We start from the raw sequence: 13,625 nt of genomic DNA, 5'->3' as shown, positions 1-13,625 counted from the left end.
TCTGGCGCGAAACACGGTTGATCTCTACATACTCTTTTGTCGCAATTTGCCCGTGTCTTTGCACATAGAAAAATGCATTCCTTTGCCGTTCATTCAACTGTTCCGAAATGTCGTCAATAACTTTTTAAGGGCTGGCAGTATGTTCTTGTCTCTCCGTTTTCATTTTTTGTTGCAACGCTTCAATCTGTTTTTATTGTGCTTCAATCTTTTCATCTTGTGCGCGCATGTCTTTTCGCTGCAATGCGACGAGGATTTGCGGGATTCCGACGACCACTATGATTAATGCTATCAAACCCATAACCAACGTAAAAATCTGGTTCAAGCGTTTGTCCATCTCCGCGATTGTGATGTTGACTGCTTTAATTTCGGTAGAGATATGGTGTTTCATCCGTGTCTCGGATGCCGCAACTGCCGCCTCAACTTCCTCTTTGACAATTAAGCGAATCTTATCAATGTCCGATGAGGTCAATTCGCTGAAGGCAGATGCAGTAAAGCACAAAAGCACTGCGAATAACAGTGTGATGAATTTCATTTTCATCTCCTTCAATGTAGTTAGGGCTTACGTATGATGCTCTTTTGTAGCATAGGAACCGTTAGCCTGTGTCAAGAGACCGTCTGCATTTTTTACCCTGCATTTTTTAGCCATTTCCATCTCACAAAACGTGCTATGGTCAAAATTGCGTAAGTCCTGTGTAGTAATCAATTATCTACTTTGTCCAAGGATCCTCAACGGGCATTGGTTTACTTGGTTCTTCGTATATTAACCCAAGTTGCCGGTTAGTAATGAGTTGTAAATCCATGGGATCTCCTTTATAGTGTTTTTATCCCAAAAACCAAAAGGAGCCCCCCATGGACCTAACTGTGGTCTGAAAGTCCATCTGATGGTCACCGAGACCGGCAAAATCGTTGAAACGTTTTTCACCCCGGGCCGCTGTTCAGATGTTAAAACTCTTCCTCGTCATCTATGTTATCCAAATCCATTCCCAGGTAGAGCCCCTTAGAAGCGAGTCGGTTTCTGATTTCGTTGAGCGTCCCTTCTCCGAGCCCTTTGTATTCCAGAAGGTCCCATTCCTCTTTTGCGATGAGTTCTTGGACGGTTCGGATATTTTCCCTTTCAAGGCAGCTTTGGGCTCGAGTAGAGAGTCCAAGTTCATAGATAGTTTCAGCTAAGTAGGCATCCCGTTGTTCTTCTGTTACATCAGCCACAGGCTCCGGTTCAACGTAAGTCTTGCGAGTCGTTAATCTGGGTTCCTGTTGCACCTCAATGATATCTATCCAAGGCGCATCCAATTCCTGTTCTGCCCCCAAAATATCTGACAAAACATCCCGTTCAGAATCGATCATGGCTTTTCCGAGTAAACCGGCGAGAGAATTCAAAAGCATCTCCGGGTCTTGTCCTTTTAAGATAGCCTCGTTCCAATTGGTGACAATAGTTCCGAGTGTCTCGCTAGCTTTTTCAAGTATCTCGGAGTCTTCTTCACCTAACGCTATTTCGCGCCAACTTAAGGCAATTTCATGCCAAAAGTCGAGAAAAGTCCGAAGCGTTTCACTATCCTCCTTTTCCTCTGAAATTTGGATCATCAATTCAAATAATTCCCCAAAAAACTGAGCAAGTTCCTCGTTCGCTAACCACTTGATCCAATCGTGAGATTCTGGGATCGTAAAAGATTTGACGAACACTTCGTCATCCAGTAAGTATCCAACGACGAGTTTGGGCATTTTCATGTGCTATCTCCATGTAATCGGAATATCAGATTTCTACAGATTATACACGAGGCACTAATAAAGTTCAAGATTTTTTGTGAGGGGTAAATTTTCTGAGAATTGATTTGACACAATTTTGATTTTCAATTAAACTATCTCCACAAATTGCAGTTCTTGCATTCGATTTTTCATCGTAAGCGGCGGATTCAGTGCCGTTTCCAAATTGTGTGTGCTCTTAAGACGCAATGTGTCTTTGCTTTACATTGGAGGCTCTCATGTCGAAAATTCTCGTGTTATCAGGTGAAAACCACGGTTTCAGTGCAAGTGCCAGCATCATTCACGATTTCCTCTCCGACGATGCTAATATTTCAGCGACGTTAACTGACGATAAAGAGGTTTTAGCATCCGAGGCGTTAAATACCTACGATGCGTGTGTCTTTGGCACCGGCTTCACGCGGACAGAACGCCAAGCGGACGGTTCCGTCGCCCGTGTCTCCGATTTAGCGCCTGCTGAAGAAGAGGGTTTGTTCCAATTTGTCAATAGCGGCAAAGGGTTAGTCGGCATTCACGGGACCGCGTGGTGGATCAGTGGTCAAGCAATGGACCTCATCGGGGGTGCTTCCAATTGGCATCCGCCCGGCTCAACGTTTACTGTCCATATTGAGGATAGCGAACATCCCACGACCCAAGGCGTCGAAGATTTTGATGTGGAAGATGAAATCTATATCTCCGCCCACGATCCCCATATTCACGTGCTGGCATCTGCTGAATGGTTCGGTAAGGCACACCCGATGGCATGGGTGCGGTCTTACGGTTCTGGACGCGTCTTTTACACCACGTTAGGACACGGACCCGGAACCTTCGAGCGCGTCGGAATGCAGAAGTTTCTCACCCAAGGCGTGAAATGGGCAGCAGCATCGTAGTTTTGTATAGTCAATCTTGGAAACCTGCAAGTTACACCTAAAATTCTGTAAGGCGAGGCATTCATGCCTCGCCACTCCACTACCTTAAATCTAAATGCCCACACTAAAAATCACAAACATAGAGACCGAGATCGTTCAGGTAAACCACCGCGGCAATTGGGTCTTCGTCAAAGTCCATGCCGATGACGGCACAGTCGGTGTTGGCGAGGCTTCCCACGGTAGGGACGACGCGAGCATCCAACATATCATTCAAACACTCAGATCTGTGCTCATCGGTTGGGATCCGTTTCAACTTGAGGCATTTCGCCAACGTTTCTACCACGACGCTGAAAGCCACACCTACCATACCGCTCTCAGCGGGATTGAGCAGGCGATGTGCGATCTGATAGGTAAGGCGTTGGATGTGCCGAGTTATCAATTGTTAGGCGGCAAGTGCCGAGAAAAGATCCGTCTTTACGCCAATATCAACCGTGCAACCCTCGATCGCACCCCTTTCGGTTTTGCTACCAACGCCGAGCGCGCCGTTGCTGAGGGGTTTACCGCCATAAAATGTGCACCCTTCGACGATGTTTCCGTTGTGAACGTTTCACGCGGAACGCTGACCCCTGCTATCTGCACGGGAATTGAGCGCATTCGCACAATTCGCGCAGCGATCGGTGCGGATATCGATCTCATGGTGGATTGCCACAGTCGTTTTAACCCGGGTATTCTCATCCAAGTCGCAAAGGAACTGGAGGACTTGCACCTCTTCTGGATTGAGGATGCCGTGTCCCTGGACAATCTCGATGCCTTTGCCTATATGAGTCAATCCATTGGGATTCCAATCGCAACCGGTGAACGCTTACGCACCCTCACGGATTTTGATCGATTGCTAACCCAAACACACGTTGATTATATTTTACCGGATGTCAAACATGTTGGCGGGATCACGGGTTTGAAAAAAATTGCGACGCTTGCTGCTGCACGAAACGTCATGGTAACACCCCACAATCCGAGTGGTCCTGTCGCGACCGCCGCGAGTGTGCAATGCATGGCGAGTGTCCCGAACTTCGCAATCCTTGAATACGCGTGGGGAGAAGTAGACTGGCGCGCCACGCTCATTGATCCACCCGAAGCAATCGTTGATGGATTTATTGACGTGCCTTCCCGAACCGGACTCGGCATTACACTTTAAAATATCTCAGGAGTCTGAATGATGTTTTGCAAACCTGACAACCCAATTATCCTAAAATTTATGCCGCTTTGCCTCTTTCTGCTTGTCTTTACTTTTGCTGGATGCCTCGGAAACCTACAGACGATGCAAACCGCAACCGATACGCCTGCTCCCGCTGCAGAGACGGAGGAAGCATCACGTCCGCTCTCGGAACTTCACCTCTCGACCCCTAAGGCAAATTATGCTGCACAGGAAGAAATTCCCCTTCAACTCAATATTCAGAACGGCAAATTTGACCTCCTCGTGCCTTTCTTCAGTGTCGCGACAAAGGGTGCCTTCACGCGGATAACTGTAAAGGACGCGAATGGACAAATCGTCGAACCGAAGCGCGCAATTACACAGGAGAACCCACAGAAATATGTAAAACACGACGGAAAGTCTGTCCGATGTATCCACGGGTTTGATTTCAAAGCGGACATGAAGCAGGAACTGACATTGAAAGATATCCAGCGATACTATCGGTTACAACCCGGCATTTACACCCTAACACTCGCGATTGATCTGGAAGTTTACCGAGAATCTATCATTGAGGATCACCCCGAGATACTCGAATTAAAGCGCGATCTCGCACGGCTTCAGAGTGATCCGAATCTTCAAGCAGCCGCAAAGGCGGACGCTGTCAATTACTACCAAGAACAAATTAAATTTATTGAAGAAAGACACAAGGGTGAAGTGAAGGACATTTACTTACCCGTCAAATCGCGGCGTGGGAAGGCACCGCTTGTATCTAACGAAATCACACTAACGATAGAGTAAAATTTTCTATGAAACCATCTAACTGTCTTATACTTCTTTGTATAGTTCTGATTTTAAGCGTGATGGGGTGCATCACGAGTTTACAAACCTAATCTTTAGAATAGGGATTTGGGAAAGTCTTTAGTCTTAATTCTTTGCGAAATGCCCAAACAGAATGCCCTCGCGTCCTTTAAAAATTTTACTTGCAAATTAGCGCGAAATAATATATAATTTTAACCAACGAAACGCATACACCCTAAAGTTTACGTGACATCGCGATTCTCAAGGATCACCCAGAATGCTTTTTAACTTCGCAAATGTGCTAATCTTCTTGATTGTTGGCTGTTTATTTGTCGTTTTAAACCTTACTATCTCTCGCCTCCTCCATACGAAACAATTCTCAGGCGAAAAGTATATCCCATACGAATGCGGCGAAGATCCGATCGGTGATACACGGATTAAGTTTAACACCCGCTTTTACGTCATCGCGCTCATTTTCCTCATCTTTGACGTGGAGACGGTGTTTCTTTTCCCGTGGGCGGTCGTCTTTCGCGACTTCGGGCTCTTCGCATTTTTGGAGATGCTCGTTTTCATCGCCATTCTGTTAGTCGGGCTTGCTTATGTCTGGGCAAAGGGAGATCTGGAATGGATCCGATCCACGCAGTTGGAAGTCCAATCCGTCCGGAGGGAAGAAAGTTATGATAATTGATGAAAAACTGGACAAAAATGTTATTGTCACCTCGGTTGATGCCGTCGCCAACTGGGCACGCTCCTCCGCCCTCTGGCCCATGACGTTCGGGCTTGCCTGCTGTGCCATTGAATTTATGGCGACTGCCGCTTCTAACTACGACCTCGACCGGTTCGGGGCAGGTGTGCCGCGCGCGACACCCCGTCAGTCCGATCTCATGGTCATCTCTGGCACGGTGACACTCAAAATGGCAACTCGGATCCGACGGCTTTATGAACAGATGCCGGAACCGAAATATGTTATTTCGATGGGCAGTTGTGCGACCAGCGGCGGCCCCTATTGGCAACACGGATACCACGTCCTCAAAGGCGTGGATCGGATTATTCCTGTTGATGTGTATGTGCCCGGATGCCCACCGCGCCCGGAAGCACTTATTGAAGGACTGCTCAAGTTACAAGAGAAGATTAGAACCCAGACCGTCGCAAAACGCGATCACGTCCCCTTCCTGAAGAGACTCTTTACGAAAACGGAGTGGTACGAGCTTGAGGGAACTGAAGCCCCAGAAGGCGACAGGGAATAGCAAGTTTCGGCTTGCAAGCTGCGCCGAAAGACTGAAACTACCGTCTAAACGACCAGGTGTCCAACGGTAGGAGCGATTTGTAATCGCGACATGGAGTAGGATATACGTGAAACCGGAAGAAATCTATGAAGTCCTAACCAAACAGTTCGGTGAAGCCGTCCTCGGTTTTGACACCGAACTCGCTGGTGACCCGAATATTCGCATTGCCCCCTCAGCAATCGCCGATGTGTGCCAATATCTCGCCGAAAACGACACATTGGCATTTGATTCCCTGATGTGCCTTAGTGGTCTTGATTTGAGTGCCAGGGACGAAGAACTGGCTATTGTCTACCATCTCTATGCCATGCAGCACCGGCATAGCGTCGTGCTGAAAGCGACGGTTCCGAAAACCGATTCACACCTTCCAAGCGTCTCGCATATCTGGAAAACCGCGGATTGGCACGAACGTGAGGCTTATGACCTCTACGGCATCTTCTTTGAGGGACACACCGATCTCCGCCGTATCTTGCTTCCCGATGATTGGGACGGATACCCCCTACGTAAGGACTACAAGGAGCCTGAATTCTATCGCGGCATGCGTGTGCCATATTAGATATAGAGACATTGCGTTTTGTGCGACGCGACAGAGAAAATGTTACACTTTTAATGTTTTTTTAATTTTTTCGAAACGGAGCACGGCACTCAAAATGCCTCCGAACGCAGTCAGGACGTAGGTTTACGGGACGTGAATGTTAAGCCTGCAATGTTACACTTAGTGTAACATTTTTCTCTGGGAATGGGAGCCAAATTACGACACAAATCTTCTCTGAAAAAACAGGTCAAGATTTGACATTGAACGGCAAAAATGGTATCATATATACTGGTAAAGTCTAAAAATACGAGAGAACGCGTAAGTCCTAACAGAAAAAGAAACGCAGCTTGGAACGAAGTGGAAAGCGGATTTAAGAAAGGACAGTCGTAAACCAAACCGCCCTGCTTTAACCGCAAGGTAAAATTAAAAAATGGAAGCTACGCCACAGACTGAAAGCAAAATTATAGAATTGAAACCGTTCGCTGATGAAATGGTTGTTAACATGGGACCTCAGCATCCAAGTACACACGGCGTGTTACGGCTGGAGTTGAAATTGGATGGCGAAGTCGTTCGGGAAGCAATCCCCCACATCGGCTACCTGCATCGCTGTTTTGAGAAGCACTCCGAGAACCTCTCCTATCCCCAAATTATTCCCTTTACCGACCGAATGGATTATATAGCGGCGATGAACCAGAATTGGGGGTTCTGTCTCGCTGTTGAGAAATTGTTGGAGATGGATGAAACCAAGAACTTCGAGGTGCCGGAACGGGCGGAATACCTGCGGGTACTTATCTGTGAATTAAATCGTATTGCGAGCCATCTCCTCTCCTTCGGGACCTACGGGATGGACCTCGGTGCATTTACGCCATTTCTTTACGCCTTCCGGGATCGGGAACGGTTGCTCCTGCTTTTTGAGAAAGTATGCGGCGCACGTCTCACCTACAACTATATCCGCATCGGGGGCGTCTCCGAAATCATCCCGATGGAGTCGGGTTCCATTGCCGAACAGAACTTTTTGGACGAAGTCGAAGCGTTTTTAGACTACTTTGAACCGTTGATTGACGAATATAACGAACTCCTGACAAAAAACAGCATCTTCGCGCAACGCACGACGGGGGTCGCTGTCATGTCAGCAGAGATGGCACTCAGCTACGGCGCAACGGGTCCGAACCTTCGCGGTTCCGGTATTGATTGGGATCTGCGCCGAGACGAACCTTACTCTATTTACGACAGATTTGACTTTGATGTGCCTGTTGCTGTGGACGTTCCAGAATTAGGAGCGGTCGTCGGTGACTGTTGGTGTCGTTACAAAATACGCATGGACGAAATGAAAGAGTCTGTCCGGATTGTGCGACAGATTTTAGCGGAAGGACTCCCCGAGGGTCCAGTAATGGCGGATTTAAAAGCCGTCCGTCCACCGAAAGGTGAAATCTATTTCCGCAGTGAAGCCCCGCGCGGTGAACTCGGCTTCTACATTGTCAGTGATGGCACACCGAAACCTGTCCGTCTCAAGGGACGTTCCCCCTGTTTCAGTGCTTTGAGCGCACTCCAGGAACTCAGTCGCGGTTTGATGGTCGCAGATATTATCGCGATTATCGGCAGTATTGATATTGTGATGGGAGAAGTGGACCGGTAAACGCACTTCATAGCGAAGTGGACCGAATCAAACAAGGAGGTTAGATGTCGGATTTTAGGGCGATGCTTGCAGGTTTCCCATATTTCAATATATCTGAAAATTTCTTTCCCAATCTAAGGCTACAAGATGGACGCAATTGGGCAGAGGAATTTATACAGAACGTTGTGATTCCGCGATTACCGGAAGCGGTCGCTTCGCATTTTCCTGTGGAGATCGGCACAGTTCTCGTCATGTTTGCATGTGCTGGCGTTTTTGTTGGAGTCGTCCCATTACTCCCCTTGGTATTGGTGCTCGCCGAGCGAAAAGTCTCTGCACGTTTTCAGAATCGAACGGGTCCCATGCGCGTCGGACCGTGGGGAACACTGCAAACGTTAGCCGACGGTGTGAAACTCATCTTCAAAGAAGATTTTATCCCCCCGCAAGGCGATAAACTTCTTTTCCTGCTTGCACCCTATATCATTTTTGCCTGCTCTTTTGCTGTTTTCGCCGCGATTCCCTTCAGCGACGGTATATTGGTGAGCGACTTTAATATCGGCATCTTCTATATCATGGCGATCTCCTCTGTGATTGTTATGGGGGTGATTATGGCGGGCTGGTCCTCGAATAGCAAATGGTCACTGTTGGGGTCGCTCCGTTCTGCTGCCCAGATTGTCAGTTATGAAATTCCGCTCGGTCTTTCTATCCTTACTGTTGTGATGCTCGTCGAAAGTTTGAGCATGCAAGAGATTGTCGCAAGTCAATCCAATGGCGTTTTCAGTTGGCTCATTTTCCGAACCCCCTTTGCCTTTATCGCATTTTTTATCTTCTTTATCTCTTCTATCGCTGAAGTAAACCGAACACCGTTTGATTTGCCTGAAGCCGAATCCGAAATCGTTGCGGGTTTCCATACCGAGTATAGCGGTATGCGTTTCGCACTCTTCTTTATTGCTGAATACGCGAATATGTTCGCTGTGAGCGCAATCGCTGTAACACTATTCCTCGGCGGTTGGGAAGGTGTTTTGCCGGGTTACGATATCCTCGGCGGCTTCCCCGGTTTTGTTATCAAATCCATGGCACTCGTTTTCTTGATGATGTGGTTGAGGTGGACGTTGCCGCGCTTGCGAGTAGATCAGCTGATGAATCTCTGCTGGAAATACTTCATCCCGATCGCCTTCTTTAACATCTTAGGCACTGGTATCTGGGGACTCATTTTCCCGGAAGACACTGTGATCAGCACCAGCATTAGTTGTGCAATTATCTATATTGGACTTATCGCTGCGTATAAGGTTGCTGGACGGGGTCTCGCACAGAGACCCGCACCACAACCCAGTTAGGGTCGTATCTGTATCCATTATCTGGAAGGAGCACCTAAAATGGACAAATACATACGAAACATCTACAGAGGCGTTTATACTGTACTCGTCGGGATGCGGGTGACAATCAGGCAGTTCTTTAAACCGAATGTCACACATCAATATCCGTATGAACACGACTTTGAAAAGAAACGCAACGTCCGAGAGATTCCGAAGGGGTATCGCGGGCAACTCTACAATCGAATTGAGGATTGCATCGGGTGCAAAAAATGTGAGATGATTTGTCCTGTCGATTGCATTACCATCACAGGGACCAAACTTCCCAAAGGTGAACAACTCTGGGATAGCATGAACGTTGTGCACCTCAAGGATGGGCGGGAAGTCATCGGTATTATTGAAGGGAACGATAAAAAAATAAAATCGGCAGATTCAATAACCCTTACGAATATCACGTCTCGCCAAGGTTCACAGGAGGTCATAGACCGCCTTGAATCATCAGGAGTTGAGAATCGAACCCAGACGTTTTCCGGTGACGAGGTGTCGCGTGTTGTCACCCGAAATCCGGTGGTCTTCTACCTCGATCAGTTCGATATTGATATGTCCCTCTGTATGTATTGTGGACTTTGTACTGAAGTTTGTCCGACGGAGTGTCTCACTATGAAGGACACACTCGCCGGGGTTGAATACTCAAAATTCGACCGATCGGATCTCATCTTTAAGTTTGACAAACAGGAGATGTACGGTAAAGGTAGCACGGAAGAAGTGGATGCCGCAGATTAGCACTTTCATAACGTTGGATCTTGCGTTACAGATTTAATTCGTATTGAATGGGGTTTCTGTGGCACTTGCTTGATGTCCTAAAAAGTTGAAAAGATTGGCAAAAGTCAGCAGCACTGCAACAACGGTAGCAGTGCGGGTTTGAAAAGAGGAGCTGCACGCCAAGTAATCCTGACAATTCGCTTGCGCCAGCTTAAAAGAATGGAATTTACGCTTAAAACATTTATTTTTTACGGCTTTGCCCTGATGACAGTCGCCTCAGCGCTCATCGTTGTCACAGTCCGAAACATTGTCCACGCGGCGTTTTCGCTCATGGTGACGCTCTTCGGTGTTGCCGGGCTTTACGTCTTTTTACAGGCTGATTTTCTCGCTGCAACGCAGGTGATTGTCTATGTCGGTGGTATACTCGTCCTCATTCTATTCGGGGTCATGATGACAAGCGAACGTTTTGACATGCCCATTCAGGTTAAAGGTCATATAGAACGCGGACAACTGCTGCTCGGAGGCGTGATTGCACTGGCACTGCTTATGTTGCTCTTAACCGTTATTGCGAATACACCCGCATGGAAGAATCTCACCGACGATGGCACTGAGCTTCCACCGACAACAGAACGCATTGGCGAGTTGATCCTGAATGGACAATTTCTCTTGCCCTTTGAGGTCGTCTCTGTGCTGTTGTTAGTCGCATTAATCGGAGCCGCCCTGATTTCCCGGAAGGAGGTTAGGGACTAAACCCTTTACACCAAAGATGACCCTACAACACTACCTCGTTATCAGTGCGATTCTGTTCACGCTCGGTATCTTCGCCGTCTTGACCCGACGCAACGCCATTAGTATTTTGATGGGAATTGAATTGATTCTCAATTCGTGTAATCTTAACTTTGCCGCATTCTCGCGTTTTGTGACACCACCAGAAGACATCAGCGGACAAATTATCGCGATTTTTGGGATTGTGCTCGCCGCAGCGGAAGCCGCTGTCTTTTTGGCGATTATCCTCGCGATCTACCGTGAATTCGGGAGCATCCGTCCCAACGAAGTGGACACCTTAAAGGGGTAATTTTTTAGCGATAACTGCTAAAACGTTAAGAAACCTTTTTGAACTGCAAACAGGTTCTTTCATCAATTTTAGATCGGTGTTGACAACGGAAACACCGCCCTGGAGCAATAGTTAAAAGTATGGTTGTTCTATTAATTAGTCTCATCTTACTTTGCCCGCTTGCCGCATTTGCGATCTTTGGGCTTTTGGGCTTGGGAAATCGGAGTTTCCAGCGACAGGACTACCTCTCCACTGCCGCAATGCTCATTGCACTCGTCTGTTCGTTCCTGTTGTTGGGAGAAATCGCTCCCGATCCAGAACCGCATACAGTTAATTGGATTTCGCTCGGTGGTGTTACCTTCTCTATGGGCTTTTATTTGGACAGCGTCACAGCGATCATGCTGATTGTTGTCACGCTCGTCAGTAGCCTCGTTCATATTTTCTCAATGGGATACATGCACGGCGATCCGAGATACCCACGGTTTTTTGCCTACCTTTCGCTCTTCTCCTTTTCGATGCTCTTCTTGGTCGTGTCGGACAACTTGCTCGGCATCTATATCGGTTGGGAACTTGTTGGACTTTGCTCCTATCTGCTCATCGGTTTCTGGTTTGAAAAGGATTCCGCCGCGGATGCCTGTAAAAAAGCGTTCTTGACCACACGTGTCGGTGATGTCGGTATGTTCATCGGCATGATGATGCTCTTCACTAAGTTTAAAACGCTCTCGCTCTATGGAGAAGGCGGTATTTTTGCCCTTGTCGCCAGCCTGAATACCGGCGATATGGTATGGCTCTCGATCGCAGGGGTCCTCATCTTTTGTGGTGCTATCGGTAAATCTGCACAGGTGCCGCTGCATACATGGCTCCCTGATGCCATGGAAGGACCTACACCCGTCAGTGCCTTGATTCATGCTGCGACGATGGTTGCCGCCGGCGTATATCTTACGGCTCGGATGTTCCCTATCCTGACAGAAACCTCGTCTTTAGTTATTGCTTACATCGGGGGCATTACTGCACTCATCGCTGCGACTATCGCTATCGTCCGCTTCGACATTAAACGGGTTCTGGCATACTCGACGATTAGCCAACTGGGTTATATGATGCTTGGAATTGGGGCTGGAAGTTATGTCGCGGGGCTTTTCCACCTCACGACACACGCCTTTTTCAAAGCACTGCTGTTTCTCGGTTCAGGGAGCGTCATCCACGCCTTCCATGCCATGCATGCGCACGCACATGACGATGAAAACGATCATGCCCACGATACACACGGACATGAACACGACGACCACGCTTTAGTCCATGATCACGGTTCCGAAATTCCGCCCGATCAGGACATGCGGAACATGGGCGGACTGCGCCACAAAATGCCAATTACTTTTGTCACAATGCTCATCGCAACGTTGTCCATTTCTGGAGTGCCTTTTGTCTTCTCCGGATTCTGGAGCAAGGACGCGATCTTAGGCGGTGTGCTCGGGCGAGCGATGGAATGGAACTCTGTCCATCACTATCTCCTATTCGGGATAGCACTCTGTGCCGCTGGAATTACGGCATTCTATATGTTCCGACTGATTTTCATGACCTTCTTCGGCGAACCGCGCAATCAGGAGATGCACGACATGGCGCATGAATCCCCGAAGTCGATGACCGTGCCGCTCCTCATTTTGGCGGTTCTGAGTCTCCCTGTCGTGAATATACTTTGGTTTAACGAAGACTATGTTAAACCACCAGAACAACCGCATCTTCACGCACCACAGCACGCGGACGCTTCACCTGACAGCAAAATGGACGAGGCGCGAGTCACTCTATCACTCTTCGGCGTTTCTGAAGCAGTCGCAGCGGAAGAAAGCGGACACGATACACACGGCGCACACGCTGATGATGGGCATCATGGACACCACGGTCCTGCACATACCATCGCGATGGTGCTATCTATTTGCGCCGCTGGATTGGGTATATTCCTCTCATGGTTGTTCTACCACAAGAGGACTTTGTCTGCCGAATCTGTCGCAACGACTTTCCGACCGCTTTATAATTTGTTCTGGCATAAATACTACTTTGACGAGTTTTACAACGGTGTATTGGTCGCGCTAACCGTGTGGAAAGCACGACTCTTCGCGCAATTCGATGGAACTGTCGTTGACGGTATCGTCAACGGTGTTGGAAAAGTGACGCGAGACTTCCTCGCTGTGTTCATCGGCTCTTTTGATAACCGTGTCGTTGATGGCATGGTGAATCGAGTTGCTGAGGTTACGTGGGCAATCGGCGGAAGAGTCCGTCGGATCCAGACCGGCGCGATTCAAACCTATCTCTTCGTTGTGCTCGCTGGAATTGTATTGTTAATCCTGATTTTTCGGGCTCTTTAACTGTTGGGTTTCCCGCGCGCCATTCCATAATGAAATGGAGGGGTTTTTGCTTGGGTGTTTCTTCAGGTATACGGAAAAGCATTCTAAACCTTAAACCCACCTGACCGAAC

Annotated in this window: 14 protein-coding genes; 12 read left to right on the top strand and 2 right to left on the bottom strand. The window is 48.1% G+C overall.

Features of this window, described 5'->3' with window-relative positions:
* Positions 1 to 190: 190 nt before the first annotated feature.
* Positions 191 to 532, bottom strand: coding sequence for a hypothetical protein (locus F4X88_16815; protein ID MYA57944.1), 342 nt, complete (start codon positions 530 to 532; stop codon positions 191 to 193).
* Between the two features lie 410 nt (positions 533 to 942).
* Positions 943 to 1,725 (bottom strand): hypothetical protein, encoded by a 783-nt coding sequence (locus F4X88_16810; GenBank protein ID MYA57943.1) that lies wholly within the window; start codon positions 1,723 to 1,725, stop codon positions 943 to 945.
* 224 nt (positions 1,726 to 1,949) lie between these two features.
* Here F4X88_16810 and F4X88_16805 point away from each other — a divergent pair, with 224 nt between their 5' ends.
* From F4X88_16805 to F4X88_16750, 12 genes are all read left to right on the top strand, one after another.
* A complete protein-coding gene (locus F4X88_16805; protein ID MYA57942.1) occupies positions 1,950 to 2,627 on the top strand; it encodes a ThuA domain-containing protein in 678 nt (225 codons plus the stop codon).
* A gap of 94 nt (positions 2,628 to 2,721) precedes the next feature.
* The gene (locus F4X88_16800; protein MYA57941.1) at positions 2,722 to 3,801 is read left to right on the top strand and encodes a mandelate racemase/muconate lactonizing enzyme family protein; all 1,080 of its coding nucleotides are present in this window, start codon (positions 2,722 to 2,724) and stop codon (positions 3,799 to 3,801) included.
* A gap of 18 nt (positions 3,802 to 3,819) precedes the next feature.
* Complete coding sequence (locus tag F4X88_16795) at positions 3,820 to 4,596, top strand: hypothetical protein (protein MYA57940.1); 777 nt, start codon at positions 3,820 to 3,822, stop codon at positions 4,594 to 4,596.
* Between the two features lie 277 nt (positions 4,597 to 4,873).
* On the top strand, positions 4,874 to 5,284 hold the full coding sequence (locus F4X88_16790) for an NADH-quinone oxidoreductase subunit A (GenBank protein ID MYA57939.1): 411 nt from the start codon (positions 4,874 to 4,876) through the stop codon (positions 5,282 to 5,284).
* On the top strand, positions 5,274 to 5,843 hold the full coding sequence (locus tag F4X88_16785) for an NADH-quinone oxidoreductase subunit B (protein ID MYA57938.1): 570 nt from the start codon (positions 5,274 to 5,276) through the stop codon (positions 5,841 to 5,843). Before F4X88_16790 ends, F4X88_16785 begins: the two co-directional genes overlap by 11 nt.
* A gap of 106 nt (positions 5,844 to 5,949) precedes the next feature.
* On the top strand, positions 5,950 to 6,435 hold the full coding sequence (locus F4X88_16780; protein ID MYA57937.1) for an NADH-quinone oxidoreductase subunit C: 486 nt from the start codon (positions 5,950 to 5,952) through the stop codon (positions 6,433 to 6,435).
* 409 nt (positions 6,436 to 6,844) lie between these two features.
* Positions 6,845 to 8,050: an NADH-quinone oxidoreductase subunit D gene (locus F4X88_16775; protein ID MYA57936.1), complete on the top strand. Its 1,206-nt coding sequence runs from the start codon at positions 6,845 to 6,847 to the stop codon at positions 8,048 to 8,050.
* A 62-nt stretch (positions 8,051 to 8,112) separates the two neighbouring features.
* The gene (nuoH, locus tag F4X88_16770) at positions 8,113 to 9,363 is read left to right on the top strand and encodes an NADH-quinone oxidoreductase subunit NuoH (GenBank protein MYA57935.1); all 1,251 of its coding nucleotides are present in this window, start codon (positions 8,113 to 8,115) and stop codon (positions 9,361 to 9,363) included.
* Between the two features lie 255 nt (positions 9,364 to 9,618).
* Positions 9,619 to 10,122, top strand: coding sequence for a hypothetical protein (locus tag F4X88_16765; GenBank protein MYA57934.1), 504 nt, complete (start codon positions 9,619 to 9,621; stop codon positions 10,120 to 10,122).
* A 198-nt stretch (positions 10,123 to 10,320) separates the two neighbouring features.
* Positions 10,321 to 10,851 (top strand): NADH-quinone oxidoreductase subunit J, encoded by a 531-nt coding sequence (locus tag F4X88_16760; GenBank protein ID MYA57933.1) that lies wholly within the window; start codon positions 10,321 to 10,323, stop codon positions 10,849 to 10,851.
* 16 nt (positions 10,852 to 10,867) lie between these two features.
* Positions 10,868 to 11,176, top strand: coding sequence for an NADH-quinone oxidoreductase subunit NuoK (gene nuoK, locus F4X88_16755; GenBank protein ID MYA57932.1), 309 nt, complete (start codon positions 10,868 to 10,870; stop codon positions 11,174 to 11,176).
* A 119-nt stretch (positions 11,177 to 11,295) separates the two neighbouring features.
* Positions 11,296 to 13,515 carry an NADH-quinone oxidoreductase subunit L gene (locus tag F4X88_16750; GenBank protein ID MYA57931.1) on the top strand — a complete coding sequence of 740 codons (2,220 nt, stop codon included), beginning with the start codon at positions 11,296 to 11,298 and terminating at the stop codon, positions 13,513 to 13,515.
* The last annotated feature ends 110 nt before the right edge of the window (positions 13,516 to 13,625 follow it).

The organism is Candidatus Poribacteria bacterium (assembly GCA_009839745.1).
GTDB lineage: Bacteria > Poribacteria > WGA-4E > WGA-4E > WGA-3G > WGA-3G.
This window is presented reverse-complemented; position numbering and strand designations above follow the sequence as displayed.

Excerpts from the sequence above, each read along its gene's own strand:
- F4X88_16750 (MYA57931.1), top strand. The coding sequence starts at position 11,296 with ATGGTTGTTCTATTAATTAGTCTCATCTTACTTTGCCCGCTTGCCGCA.
- F4X88_16795 (MYA57940.1), top strand. The coding sequence starts at position 3,820 with ATGATGTTTTGCAAACCTGACAACCCAATTATCCTAAAATTTATGCCG.
- F4X88_16785 (MYA57938.1), top strand. The coding sequence starts at position 5,274 with ATGATAATTGATGAAAAACTGGACAAAAATGTTATTGTCACCTCGGTT.
- F4X88_16800 (MYA57941.1), top strand. The coding sequence starts at position 2,722 with ATGCCCACACTAAAAATCACAAACATAGAGACCGAGATCGTTCAGGTA.
- F4X88_16805 (MYA57942.1), top strand. The coding sequence starts at position 1,950 with ATGTGTCTTTGCTTTACATTGGAGGCTCTCATGTCGAAAATTCTCGTG.
- F4X88_16765 (MYA57934.1), top strand. The coding sequence starts at position 9,619 with ATGATTTGTCCTGTCGATTGCATTACCATCACAGGGACCAAACTTCCC.
- F4X88_16810 (MYA57943.1), bottom strand. The coding sequence starts at position 1,725 with ATGAAAATGCCCAAACTCGTCGTTGGATACTTACTGGATGACGAAGTG.
- nuoH (MYA57935.1), top strand. The coding sequence starts at position 8,113 with ATGCTTGCAGGTTTCCCATATTTCAATATATCTGAAAATTTCTTTCCC.
- F4X88_16760 (MYA57933.1), top strand. The coding sequence starts at position 10,321 with ATGGAATTTACGCTTAAAACATTTATTTTTTACGGCTTTGCCCTGATG.
- nuoK (MYA57932.1), top strand. The coding sequence starts at position 10,868 with ATGACCCTACAACACTACCTCGTTATCAGTGCGATTCTGTTCACGCTC.
- F4X88_16790 (MYA57939.1), top strand. The coding sequence starts at position 4,874 with ATGCTTTTTAACTTCGCAAATGTGCTAATCTTCTTGATTGTTGGCTGT.
- F4X88_16775 (MYA57936.1), top strand. The coding sequence starts at position 6,845 with ATGGAAGCTACGCCACAGACTGAAAGCAAAATTATAGAATTGAAACCG.
- F4X88_16815 (MYA57944.1), bottom strand. The coding sequence starts at position 532 with ATGAAATTCATCACACTGTTATTCGCAGTGCTTTTGTGCTTTACTGCA.